The organism is Barnesiella sp. An22, assembly GCF_963931395.1.
GTDB classification, from domain to species: Bacteria; Bacteroidota; Bacteroidia; order Bacteroidales; family Barnesiellaceae; genus Barnesiella; species Barnesiella merdigallinarum.
Genome location: NZ_OZ007014.1, coordinates 26,267 through 39,332 on the forward strand (window position 1 = coordinate 26,267; position 13,066 = coordinate 39,332).

Below are 13,066 nucleotides of genomic sequence, written 5' to 3' on the forward strand. Positions count from 1 at the left end.
CACAGTAATATTATACCACATGAAAAAACTTTTAGTCACATCGTTAACCGCTCTTATGATGATTTCCTGCAATCAAAAAGAGAATCCGCTTTTGGGCGAATTTAACACTCCGTTCGGCGTACCGCCGTTCGACCAGATCAAGACCGAGCACTACATGCCTGCTTTCGAAGAGGCTATCAAGCAACACGATGCCGAAATCGAAGCCATCGTCAACAACCCCGAGGCTCCTACCTTCAAGAATACCATCGAGCCTCTCGAATTCAGCGGCCTGCTGCTCACCCGGGTAAACCTCATCTTCAGCAGCCTTACCGAAGCCGATACCAACGACGAGCTCCAGGCAATCGCCAAGGAGATTTCGCCCCGACTCACCGAGCACTACGACAACATCTCACTCAACGACAAGCTGTTCCAGCGTGTCAAAGCGGTATATGACAACCGCGAAAACGAGGGTCTCGACGCCGAACAGATGAAAGTGCTCGAGAACCACTACAAAGATTTCGTACGGGCCGGCGCCCTCCTCTCCGAGGCGGCCAAGGATACCCTGCGCGAAATCAACAAGGAGCTGGCCATGCTCTCGATTCAGTATGGCGACAATGCCTTGGCCGAATCGAATGCCTTCCAGCTGGTAATCGACAACGAGGCCGACCTGGCCGGACTGCCCGAAGCCGTAGTGGCTGCCGCTGCCGACGAGGCTGCCGCCCGCAACCTGGCCGGCAAATGGGTATTTACCCTCGACGCTCCCAGCCGCATTCCCTTCCTCCAGTATGCCGACAACCGCGCCCTGCGCGAGAAGGTTTACAAGGCCTACATCAACAAGGGCGATAACGACAACGAGCACGACAACAAGGCTCTCGTGTCGAAGATTGTCAACCTCCGCCTTAAAAAGGCCAATCTGCTGGGCTTCAAGACCTACGCCGACTTTGCCCTCGACGACCGCATGGCCAAGACCGACGAGAACGTGAACAACCTGCTCAACCGTGTGTGGGAATATGCCATCCCCCGGGCCAAGGAAGAGGTGGCCGACATGCAGAAGATTATCGATGCCGAAGGCGGCAACTTCAAACTGGCTCCCTGGGACTGGTGGTACTATGCCGAGAAGGTACGCAAGGCCAAATACGACCTCAACGAAGATGAGCTGAAACCCTACTTCAGCCTCGACAACGTGCGCGAAGGGGCCTTCATGGTGGCCAACAAGCTCTACGGCATCACCATCACCGAGCTGAAGGATGTGCCCGTATATCACCCCGACGTGCGGGCCTTCGAAGTGAAGGATGCCGACGGCAAACACCTGGCCGTGTTCTATACCGACTACTTCCCCCGTCCCAGCAAACGGGCCGGTGCCTGGATGTACAACTTCCGCGAAGCCTATGTACAGGATGGCAACGAGGTGCGCCCCATCGTCTACAACGTAGCCAACTTTACCAAACCTACCGGCGACACGCCTGCCCTGCTCACCATCGACGAGGTACAGACGCTCTTCCACGAGTTCGGCCACGCCCTGCACGGCATGCTCACCCGCTGCCACTACCCCTCGGTAAGCGGTACCAACGTAGCTCGCGACTTCGTGGAGCTGCCCTCGCAAATCAACGAGCACTGGGCTACTCATCCCGAAGTACTCAAACTCTACGCCAAACACTACAAGACGGGTGAGGTGATTCCCGACTCGCTCATCGAGAAGATGGAGGCCGCTTCGAAATTCAACCAGGGCTTCACTACCACCGAGCTCATTGCCGCTTCGATTCTCGACATGCGCTGGCACGAAATCAGCGAAGCCAAAGAGTACGACGTACGCCAGTTCGAGAAAGAGGTAGCTCAATCTATCGGTCTCATCGACGAGATTACCTACCGCTATCGCAGCACCTACTTCTCGCACATCTTCACCAACGACTACTGTGCCGGCTATTACAGCTACACCTGGGCCGAGGTGCTCGATGCCGATGCCTTCGATGCCTTCATCGAACACGATATCTTCGACCCGGCTACCGCCAAAGCCTTCCGCGAAAACATCCTCGAGAAGGGTGGCAGCGAAGACCCCATGAAACTCTACCGCCAATTCCGCGGTGCCGACCCCAACCCCGACGCACTGCTCCGTAACCGCGGTTTGAAATAATACACGAATAAGCTCATTCGACCTGCAAGGGCTGCCTGGTAAAAATCGGGCAGCCCTTGCTATATTTGTATTATCTTCAAAGGGGCCAGCATAAAAATCAAGCAAGCTTGTTTTTCTGCCTTCGACTTTCATTATCTTTTCATAAGAAAGGATGCGGTTCGGCATGGTCAAATTTGAAAACAAGGTTTTCATTTGCCTCTGCTCTCACCTTTCACTATCTTTGTAGAAGATAAGATTCGGTTCTGCATAAAGTTCAAGTAAACTTGACTTTCTGCTCTCACCTTTCACTATCTTTGTAGAAGATAAGATTCGGTTCTGCATAAAGTTCAAGTAAACTTGACTTTCTGCTCTCACCTTTCACTATCTTTGCACCGTTTAACCGCAAGAGATGGAAAAACCTGTACCCCAGATACACAAGAAGCGCATCGACAGCATCGACCTGCTCAAAGGTCTTGCCATCATGGGCATCGTGTGGAAACACACCGTCCACCCCCACTGGTGCGACCTGATTCTCATCAGCGCCATCTTCTTCATCCTGTCGGGTACCTTTTTCAAGGACGAACCCTTCGTCCCCTTCCTGAAGAAGCGAGTGAGGACGATACTCGTTCCCTTTCTCGTCTTCTATCTCTTCTCCTTTCTCGCCCGGCTGCTCTTCCACGTAGCTCACCACCACACGCTACACGGGTTCGACTGGAGCGCCGTGCTGCAACTCTTCACCATCGACAGCGGGTCGCTCTATCTCTCGGTCAATATTCCGTTGTGGTTCCTGGTCTGCCTCTTCGTGATGCAGCTTATCTTCTGGGTATTGAACCGACTCATTCCGCAGCGGCATCGCACCCTCTGGTTCCTGCTCGTAATAGCCGTCATCTACGCTGGCTACCCGGCTATCGAAGAGTGGCGCACCCTCTTCATGGTCAACGTGGCTCTCGAGAGTCTGCCCTACTTCATCGCCGGCAACCTCTTCGGGCTGCCGCTGGCCCGATACCTGGCCCGCAGTTCACACCGATACCTCGTGGCACTCCTCGGGCTGGCGCTGTTCTTCGCCGTGCAATACCTGCCGGTCGAGTGGCCGGTACTCTCGCTGATCAAGTTCTTTGCCCTCTTTGCGGCCCTCCTTGCCCTCCTCTCCTATGCCGAGGGCAACCGCTCGCCGTTGGCCCGTTTCGTGCGCACCTGCGGCGAATCGTCGCTGCTCATCATGGGCCTGCACGTCATCCTGCTGGCACCTCTGCAACCGATAGCCTGCGCCATCACCGGCAAGCCCGACCTGCTGGCCGGAGCCATTGCCCTCGCCCTCACCCTGCTCGTCATCTACCTGCTCATCCCAGTAGTGAACAAGCATATACCCTGGGCTGTGGGGAAGAGACGATAGTCCATCGTATCGTATGAGATAAAACAGAACGGAGCGGATGAGTTGTCGATTCATCCGCTCCGCTTGATTATGGTGTGGCTACCGATTACTCCCGAGGTTGGAGCAATCGGTTATACTCGGCATCGTCGTGGATAATCGCCATCGCCTTGACAAACGAGGGATTCTCGGGGTTCATAATGCGGAAATAGGCCGCCGTGTCGAACATGTCACGAGCGACGAGCGCCTTGACCTGCAAGGCTATGAGATTGCGCGACTTCTGGTACTGCTCCTCGTCATACTTCACCTTCTCGGCCTCGCCCATCTTCAGCAGGTCGGCAAGCATCTCGTCAGTCACCGTGAAGCCCTCGACAAACTGCTCCACATTCTTGTAACGGCTCGTCAGCTCCTTGCGGTGCTTGTCGAGGTAGTTGATAGGATACTGGTTCAATACCCCCTTGGCCAGCAGATCGCGGTGAAAATCGGTATAGATGGTAGTGTCGAGCGGCACAAATACATCGGGCATGATTCCCCCGCCACCGTAGACGATACGCTTGCTCTTCAAGGTCTGATATTGCAGCGAGTCGGGGAAATGAATACTGTCGGTATAGATGAGTTCGCCGTGGTTGAAGCGGTCGAGCAGCTCCCGCTCGTAGGCCTCGTGTCCCTTGTCGTAGGGTTTCTGGATGCTGCGCCCTGCCGGGGTATAGTAGCGGGCTACGGTCAGACGTATCATCGAACCGTCGGGGAAGGGAATAGGCCGTTGTACCAGCCCCTTGCCGAAGGTGCGGCGACCGACAATCACGCCACGGTCCCAATCCTGCACGGCTCCCGACAGAATTTCGCTGGCCGAAGCCGAACTCTCATCGACCAGCAGCACCAGTTTCCCTTTCTGGAACAGCCCCTGTTTGGTGGCAAAGGCATCGTCGCGAGGCGAACGGCGCCCCTCGGTATAAACAATCGACTGCCCGTCGTCGAGAAACTCGTCGGCCATGCCGATAGCGCTCACCAGGTATCCGCCTCCGTTACCCTGAAGGTCGACAATAAGGTTTTTCATACCCTTCTTTTTCAATGCCTTGAGCGCATCGGAAAACTCCTTGTCGGTCGTGGCGGCAAAACGGCTCACCCGTATGTAGCCCGTCTCCTTGTCGGCCATATACGAGGCGTCGATGCTGTAAATGGGTATCTTGTCGCGTACGATTCTGAACTCGATGGGCTCCTTCACCCCCTTGCGCAACACGCTCACCCGCACCACTGTGCCGGCCTCGCCGCGCAAGCGTTTCATAATGTCGGTATTTTTCATCTTCACCCCGGCAATCACCGTGTCGTTGACCGAGACGATGCGGTCGCCCGCCAGGATGCCCACCTTCTCCGAGGGGCCCCCCACGATGGTCTGTATCACATACAGCGTGTCGCGGTTCATGTTGAACTGAATGCCGATGCCGCTGAAGTTGCCCTGCAACGGTTCGTTCATCTCCTTGGTCTCCTCGGCAGTCGTATAGGTCGAATGGGGGTCGAGTTTCTCGAGCATACCCCGTATGCCATCCTCGACCAACTTCGCTTCGTCGACCTCGTCGACATAGAGGTTGGTGATGGCAAAATCGGCCAGACTCAGTTTGCGCATGCCTTCACTCTGGCCCTGCGCCCGTACGGCTCCTGCGGTCACAGCCAGCAGGAGTATTGCAAAAAACAGTCTTTTCATCGTTTGTTGTCAAATTATACCAGTTTCAAACCCTTGGGTACAAACTCGTCTACACTGTGACCGAAGCGCAAGAGCTCGCGCACGATAGTGGAGCTGACGTGGGTCAGCTCGGGTTCGGTAAACAGGATGATGGTCTCTACGCCCGAGAGCTTGCGATTTACGTCGGCAATCGTCTTTTCATACTCAAAATCGTTGACCGACCGGATGCCCCGCAAGATAAACCGGGCATTCCACTCCCTGGCCAGGTCGATGGTGAGGCTGTCGTACGAGACAACCCGCACGCGGGGATTGTCGCGGAAGAAGTCGCGCAGCATGTCGAGCCGCTGCTCCACCGTAAAATAGGTGCGTTTCGAGTCGTTGATACCGATGGCAATCACCACTTCGTCGAGCAGTTCGAGCCCGCGGTTTACAATCGACATGTGGCCGATGGTAAAGGGGTCGAAAGTCCCGGGAAATACGGCGATTCGTTTAGACGAGGTTGGTGTCATCTTCTATAACCAGATTTTGTACAATAAAATTTTGTCGCTCCATGGTGTTCTTGCCCATGTAAAACTCGAGCAGGTCTTTCACCAGGTCTTCTTTTCGCAACGATACTTGGTCGAGGCGCATATCGGGGCCGATGAACTGGCGGAACTCCTCGGGCGAAATTTCGCCCAACCCTTTGAATCGAGTCACCTCGGGGTTGGCCCCGCACTTCTCGATGGCGGCGATACGCTCTTCGTCGCTATAACAATAGTAGGTCTCCTTCTTGTTGCGCACCCTGAAGAGGGGGGTCTGCAAAATATAGACGTGTCCCTTCTTGATCAGGTCGGGGAAGAACTGCAGGAGGAAGGTAATCATCAGCAGACGTATGTGCATGCCGTCGACATCGGCATCGGTAGCGATAATCACCTTGTTGTAGCGCAACCCCTCGATACCCTCCTCGATATTGAGAGCCGCCTGCAACAGGTTGAACTCCTCGTTTTCATACACCACCTTCTGGGTGAGGCCGTAGGTGTTGAGGGGCTTCCCCCGCAGCGAGAATACGGCCTGAGTCTCTACGTTGCGAATCTTGGTAATCGAGCCGCTGGCCGAGTCGCCCTCGGTAATGAATATGCAACTCTCGTCGCGCCGGTCGCCCTTCGCATCGTTGTAGTGTATGCGGCAGTCGCGCAACTTGCGGTTGTTGAGGCTCGCCTTCTTGGCCCGTTCGCGGGCCAGCTTCGTCACCCCGGCAATAGCCTTGCGCTCCTTCTCCGAGGCCAATATCTTTTTCAGCATCACCTCGGCCACATCGCCGTGCTTGTGCAGGTAGTTGTCCAGCTCCTTCTTCAGGAAGTCGCCGATAAACTTGGCCACCGTAGGCCCTTCGGGGCCCATGTCTTTCGAGCCCAGTTTGGTCTTGGTCTGCGACTCGAACACCGGCTCCTCTACCTTGATGCTGATGGCGGCCACCATACCGTTGCGAATGTCGGTATACTCGAAATTCTTGTTGTAAAACTCCTTGATGGTACGCGACACCGACTCTCTGAAGGCGGTCAAGTGGGTACCGCCCTGGGTGGTGTGCTGCCCGTTGACAAACGAGTAGTACTCTTCGCCATACTGGTTACCGTGGGTGATGACCACCTCGATGTCGGTCCCCGACAGGTGAATGATGGGATAGAGCGGATCGGTGGTCATGTTCTCGTTGAGCAGGTCGACCAGACCGTTGCGCGAGTGGTATCTACGCCCGTTCAGCAAGATGGTGAGCCCCGTGTTCAGGAACACATAGTTCTTGAGCAGCGGCACAATCAGCTCCTCACGATAGGCATAGTTTTTGAATATGGTATTGTCGGGGGCAAACTGCACCAGCGTGCCGTTGAGCTCGTCGGTAGGCGTGAGGCCGCTCTCCGAGATGACTTCGCCCCGGGCATAGCTCACCGAGTTGCTCATGCCGTCGCGATACGACTGGATGAAGAAACTCGACGACAAGGCATTCACCGCCTTGATACCCACGCCGTTCAACCCCACCGACTTCTTGAAGGCCTTGGAGTCGTATTTACCGCCGGTGTTCATTTTCGACGATACGTCGCGCACCTTGTCGAGAGGGATACCCCGGCCGTAGTCGCGCACCGAAACCACTTCGGGCGAAATCTCCACGACTATCTGTTTGCCAAAGCCCATCATATGCTCGTCGAGCGCATTGTCGAGCACCTCTTTCAGCAGCACATAGATGCCGTCGTCGGCGTGCGAGCCGTCGCCCAGCTTGCCGATATACATACCGGGACGGCGACGGATGTGCTCTTTCCAGTCGAGGGTCTTGATGGCGTCGGAGCCATATTCCAAGTCGATATTTACATGTGTATTTTCTTCCATAAAATTCTATCCTGCCGGCTCTGTACCGGCTTTCCACACAAAGATAACGCTAAAAAAAGAGTAAAAAAAGAATAACTCCCTTTTTACGACCTTTTTAAGAAATAAAACGGAGCCCGGCAGGGCGTAAACGCCTTGCCCGACTCCGTGAAAATTCGATTTCGCCCAACCCGGCTATTGCTGCTCGGCCAGCGCAAAGTCGAGCTGCTTGCGCTCGAGGTTGGCCCGAGCCACCTTGATGCGGATGGGATCGCCCAGCCGATAGATGCGGTGGGTACGGCGCCCCATGAGGCAGTAGTTCTTCTCGTCGAACTCGTAGTAATCGTCCTCGAGGTCGCGTATGGGTACCAGCCCCTCGCACTTGTTCTCGTTGATTTCGACATACAGTCCCCACTCGGTAATGCCCGAGATGACACCGTCGTACTCCTGTCCCAACCGCTCGCTCATGTACTCGACCTGCTTGTACTTGATCGAGGCACGCTCGGCACTGGCAGCGAGCTGTTCCATATCCGAAGCGTGTTCGCACTCATCCTCCAGCGCCTGCACGTTCACGCTGCGGCCGCCGGCCATGTAGCGCTCGAGCAGCCGGTGTACCATCAGGTCGGGATACCGGCGTATGGGCGATGTAAAGTGGGTATAGTAGTCAAAAGCCAGTCCGTAGTGGCCGATATTGACTGTCGTATAGATGGCCTTGGCCATGGCCCGTATGGCAATGGTCTCTACCAGGTTCTCTTCGGGACGTCCCTGCACCTTGGCCAGCAGGCTGTTGATGCCTTTCGACAGGTCGCTCTTGCTGCCCTCGGTCTTGATTTTGTAGCCGAAGCGGGTGATGAAGGCAGCAAACGACGACATCTTGTCGGGGTCGGGCAGGTCGTGTACACGATAGACAAAGGCTTTGGGTTTGCGGCCATCCTTGGGCTTGCCCACAAACTCGGCCACCGTACGGTTGGCCAGCAACATGAACTCCTCGATGAGCTTGTTGGCCTCCTTCGATACCTTGAAGTAGACCCCTATGGGCTTGCCGTTCTCGTCGATGTCGAACTTCACCTCGTGACGGTCGAAGTTGATGGAGCCGTGCTCGAAACGCCGTTTGCGCAGTTTCTGAGCCAGGTCGTTCAACGTAAGTATCTCTTCCTTGTAATCACCCTCGCCGGTCTCGATGACGGCCTGTGCCTCTTCGTAGGCAAAGCGGCGGTTCGACCGAATGACGGTGCGGGCGATGTGCGACTTCTGTACCTCGGCCTCGTCGTTCAGCTCGAAGATGCACGAGAAGGTGAGCTTCTCTTCATCGGGGCGCAGCGAGCAGACGTCGTTGCACAACCGCTCGGGCAACATGGGTACCACACGGTCGACCAGATAGACCGACGTACCGCGGTGCTCGGCCTCCTTGTCGATGATGCTGCCGGGCTTCACATAGTAGCTCACATCGGCAATGTGCACGCCTACCTCCCAATGGCCATTGTCGAGACGACGAATCGACAGGGCGTCGTCGAAGTCCTTGGCATCCTTGGGGTCGATGGTAAAGGTGGTCACCTCTCTGAAGTCCTCGCGAGCGGCAATCTCCTCGGGCGTAATGGTGTCGGGTATCTTGTTGGCCGCCTTCTCCACAGCCTCGGGGTAGCGATAGGGCAACCCGAACTCGGCCAGGATAGCATGAATCTCGGTATTGTTCTCACCGGCCGGTCCCAGAATGTCGATAACCTCGCCATAGGGATTTCGTGCCCGATCGGGCCACTCGGTGATGCGCACCACCGCCTTGTCGCCCGTCTTGCCCCCCTTGAGGGCATTCTTGGGAATGAATATGTCGTTGGCCAGCACCTTGTTGTCGGTAAGCAGGAAGGCAAAGTGCTTCTGCACCTCGAGCGTACCCACAAAGGTCTGCGGATTCTTTTCGATAATCTCGACCACTTCGCCCTCGGCATCGTGGCCCTTGCGCTTGGCATAGACCAGCACCCGCACCCGGTCGCCGTCCATGGCGTGCATCGAGTTGCGCTCGGCAATGAAAATCGACTCTTCGTCGTCGGTAATGACATGATTCTTACCGTTCGAACGACGTTCGAAACGGCCTACCACTTCGGTGCCCCGGCTGTTGGCCTTGTATTTGCCGGGCGAGACCTCGATCAGGAAGTTCTGCTCAGCCATGCCCTCGAGCAACTGGAACACCATCTGTTTCTGGGGCGTAGTCTTGGCCCCAACCCCATGAGCGACCTGTTTGTAATTAAACGCCCGCTTTCTGTCCTGATTGAAGAACTCGACCATCAAGGCCAGCATATCTTCCTTTTTGATTCGCTTGGAATCTTTTTTCTTCGTCTGTTTCATCTTATAGGGGTTTAATGTGGGTATACAACAATCGTGAACGGCAGGAGTCGGATGGCGATAACGGCCTCACTCTCACGCAGGCCATGCCGCCTCGTCTCCTATGACTATCCAAAGATAGCGAAAACGTCGGTAGAAACAAACTAAAACGGAACTTATTCTGGACTTTTGAGCGAAAAAACAGGTGTTATTTCACAACCGCCCGGCCACGTACCCCGCGGCACAGAGCGACACTCCCCCCGCTGTTGTTACATAAGCTCAAAAGACCTTGAGCAGCCCGAAGGCCATACCCAGATAGAGGAAGAGCGTGATGAACGACCAGGCGAAACGAGCCTTGACAAAAGGCTCGCCCGTCGACTTGCACCGCCTGGGATAGCGCAGAATACCCGCTACAGGTCCTACAAAACAGACGGCCATGGCCGCTTGCAACCAAGTGAGGTCGAAATAGACGCCGACCAAAAACAGCACAAAGATAAAAAAGGCTATCAGCTCCATGTAGCCGAGACTGTTCAACGCTTTCCGTTCCATAACACGACTCTCTTTTATTCTTCCCTGGCCCCGATGCAGCGCGGCATCGCCCGGGGAGTGTTACAACTCTATTTAAACCAAGTCAGCCCGATATTGAACAACCGGGCTGACTCGTATCTGGTTTCAGCAATTAAGCATCGATATTGGCATAGGTGGCATTCGACTCGATGAACTCGCGACGCGGACCTACATCCTCGCCCATCAGCATCGAGAAGATGCGGTCGGCCTCGGCGGCATTGTCGATAGTCACCTGCTTGAGGATACGGTTCTCGGGGTCCATGGTGGTCTCCCACAACTGGTGGGGGTTCATCTCACCCAAACCTTTGTAACGCTGCGTCTCCATCAACTGCTCGTTGCCGTCGCAGTATTTCACGCAGAACTGGTCTTTCTGCTGGTCGGTCCAGCAATACTCCTCGGCTTTGCCCCGCTTGCTCTTGCACTTGTAGAGCGGCGGCGTGGCCAGATAGACGTAGCCTTGCTCCAAGAGCGGACGCATGCGGCGGAAGAAGAAGGTGAGCAACAGGGTGGCAATGTGTGCGCCATCGACATCGGCATCGGTCATGATGATGATTTTGTGGTAGCGCAGCTTCTCGATGTTGGCCTGCTTCGAATCCTCGGCCGTACCGATGGTTACGCCCAGCGCCTTGAACATGTTGCTGATTTCCTGACTTTCGAATACCTTGTGGTCCATGGCCTTCTCGACATTCAGAATCTTACCGCGCAACGGCAGAATGGCCTGGAACATACGGTCGCGGCCCTGCTTGGCCGAACCACCGGCCGAGTCACCCTCGACGAGGAATATCTCACACTCCTCGGGGTTACGCGAAGAACAGTCGGCCAGCTTACCGGGCAGCCCGCCTCCCGAGAGGGGCGACTTGCGTTGTACCAGCTCACGAGCCTTGCGGGCGGCATGACGGGCCGTAGCAGCAATGATTACCTTCTCGACGATGGCCTTGGCCTGAGCAGGATGCTCTTCCAGATAGTTGGCCAGCGCCTCGCTCACGGCCGTATCGACAGCACCGATTACCTCGCTGTTACCCAGCTTGGTTTTGGTCTGACCCTCGAACTGAGGTTCCATCACCTTCACCGAGATAACGGCGGTAAGGCCTTCGCGGAAGTCGTCGCTGCTGATTTCGACCTTCACCTTGTCGAGCATCTTGGAATCCTCGGCATACTTTTTCAGCGTACGGGTCAAACCGCGGCGGAAACCGGTGAGGTGCGTACCGCCCTCGATGGTGTTGATATTGTTGACGTAGGAGTATACGTTCTCGTTGTAGGTGGTGTTGTAGGTCATGGCCACTTCGACGGGGACACCCTGACGCTCGGTCGAGATGTGTATCACGTCGTCGATCAGGTGCTCCTTGTTGGAGTCGATGTAGCGCACAAACTCTTTCAAGCCCTCTTTCGAATAGAAAACATCTTTCCGGAACTCGCCGTTCTCGTTGACTGCCCGACGGTCGGTCAGCGACAGCGTAATGCCGGCATTCAAGAAGGCCAGGTCGCGCAGGCGGTGTGCCAGAATATCGTAGTCGTAGACCGTAGTCGTGAAGATAGAGGCATCGGGGTGGAAGATAATCGTCGTACCCCGCTCGTCGGTTTCGCCAATCACCTCGACATCGTGCAGCGGTTTTCCACAGGCATACTCTTGCATATAGACCTTGCCGTCGCGGCGAATCTCGGCACGCAGATAGGTCGACAGGGCATTCACACACGAAACACCTACACCGTGCAGACCACCCGATACCTTGTAAGAACCCTTGTCGAATTTACCACCCGCATGAAGCACCGTGAGCACTACCTCGAGGGCCGACTTGTGTTCCTTCTCGTGCATGTCGACCGGGATACCACGACCGTTATCGACCACCTTTATCGAGTTATCTTCGTTGATATACACCTCGATGTGTGTAGCATAACCGGCCATAGCCTCGTCGATTGAGTTGTCGACTACCTCGTAGACCAGGTGATGCAAACCTTTGACGCCAATATCGCCAATATACATGGCCGGGCGCTTACGAACGGCCTCGAGCCCTTCGAGCACTTGAATACTATCGGCTGAATAAGTTTTGTTTTCTGTTCCTTCTGACATATTATCCGAATCTTTTTATTTGTATTGAGGTCTTTCCCTCCTCCGGTTTTCAGACCGGTACCTTACGGGAAAAACACGGTAGAAGCGGCTCGAAAAGCCGTCTCTCCACGAACAAACAAAAATAGAGAAAAAAGTTGGAATGACGAAATATCACGCCAAGAAATCGCACCCTTTCAGAGACAAACGCCACGGGTTTTACACATCGCCGGTCCTCCTCGACCGGCCGAATATAAAAAGAGTGCGGCAGCCGTTACTGTCGCACTCTTAAAGTAGCCCATAGGAGAATCGAACTCCTCTTTCAAGAATGAAAATCTTGCGTCCTAGCCGATAGACGAATGGGCCGTACCTATCACCGGCGGGGGTGTCCCTGCCGATTTTCAATCTCTACGAAATTACAATTTGTTGACGTGGAGAGCCAATTTCGATTTCAGGTTAGCGGCTTTGTTTTTGTGGATTACATTTTTCTTAGCCAGCTTGTCCAACATCGAGCTCACTTTTACATACAAAGCGGCGGCCTCTTCTTTTACAGTAGTAGCACGCAATTTACGAACGGCGTTACGAGCAGTTTTTGCGTAGTAACGGTTACGCAAATTTCTCACTTGTGTTTGTCTGATTCTTTTTTCCGACGATTTATGATTTGCCATC

Annotated in this window: 9 protein-coding genes and 1 tRNA gene; 2 read left to right on the forward strand and 8 right to left on the reverse strand. The window is 55.0% G+C overall.

Translation table 11 applies throughout. The features are described from left to right. Nucleotides 1-19 precede the first annotated feature (19 nt). Both ABGT88_RS00110 and ABGT88_RS00115 read left to right on the forward strand, forming a co-directional pair. Nucleotides 20-2,110 carry a M3 family metallopeptidase gene (locus tag ABGT88_RS00110; protein WP_346699775.1) on the forward strand — a complete coding sequence of 697 codons (2,091 nt, stop codon included), beginning with the start codon at nt 20-22 and terminating at the stop codon, nt 2,108-2,110. Between the two features lie 388 nt (nt 2,111-2,498). Then, nucleotides 2,499-3,482: an acyltransferase gene (locus ABGT88_RS00115; protein ID WP_346699777.1), complete on the forward strand. Its 984-nt coding sequence runs from the start codon at nt 2,499-2,501 to the stop codon at nt 3,480-3,482. A gap of 85 nt (nt 3,483-3,567) precedes the next feature. On the opposite strand, the gene ABGT88_RS00120 is transcribed toward ABGT88_RS00115, so the two are convergent. The 8 genes from ABGT88_RS00120 to rpsT all read right to left on the reverse strand — a co-directional run bounded on the left by ABGT88_RS00120 (nt 3,568) and on the right by rpsT (nt 13,065). Next, nucleotides 3,568-5,160 (reverse strand): S41 family peptidase, encoded by a 1,593-nt coding sequence (locus ABGT88_RS00120; protein ID WP_258326841.1) that lies wholly within the window; start codon nt 5,158-5,160, stop codon nt 3,568-3,570. 14 nt (nt 5,161-5,174) lie between these two features. Then, complete coding sequence (gene coaD, locus ABGT88_RS00125) at nt 5,175-5,648, reverse strand: pantetheine-phosphate adenylyltransferase (RefSeq protein ID WP_087407986.1); 474 nt, start codon at nt 5,646-5,648, stop codon at nt 5,175-5,177. Next, nucleotides 5,629-7,494: a DNA topoisomerase IV subunit B gene (locus ABGT88_RS00130; RefSeq protein ID WP_087407985.1), complete on the reverse strand. Its 1,866-nt coding sequence runs from the start codon at nt 7,492-7,494 to the stop codon at nt 5,629-5,631. The genes coaD and ABGT88_RS00130 overlap by 20 nt, the downstream gene beginning before the upstream one ends. 171 nt (nt 7,495-7,665) lie before the next feature. Then, nucleotides 7,666-9,810, reverse strand: coding sequence for a ribonuclease R (gene rnr / locus ABGT88_RS00135; RefSeq protein WP_087407984.1), 2,145 nt, complete (start codon nt 9,808-9,810; stop codon nt 7,666-7,668). A 255-nt stretch (nt 9,811-10,065) separates the two neighbouring features. Continuing rightward, a complete protein-coding gene (locus ABGT88_RS00140) occupies nt 10,066-10,335 on the reverse strand; it encodes a hypothetical protein (RefSeq protein WP_087407983.1) in 270 nt (89 codons plus the stop codon). A 130-nt stretch (nt 10,336-10,465) separates the two neighbouring features. Next, nucleotides 10,466-12,421 (reverse strand): DNA topoisomerase (ATP-hydrolyzing) subunit B, encoded by a 1,956-nt coding sequence (gene gyrB, locus ABGT88_RS00145; RefSeq protein WP_258326843.1) that lies wholly within the window; start codon nt 12,419-12,421, stop codon nt 10,466-10,468. Nucleotides 12,422-12,691: 270 nt separating this feature from the next. Continuing rightward, a tRNA-Glu gene (locus ABGT88_RS00150) sits at nt 12,692-12,763 on the reverse strand. A gap of 50 nt (nt 12,764-12,813) precedes the next feature. Further along, nucleotides 12,814-13,065, reverse strand: a complete 252-nt coding sequence (gene rpsT / locus ABGT88_RS00155; RefSeq protein ID WP_008862907.1) for a 30S ribosomal protein S20 — start codon at nt 13,063-13,065, stop codon at nt 12,814-12,816. Nucleotide 13,066 lies beyond the last annotated feature (1 nt).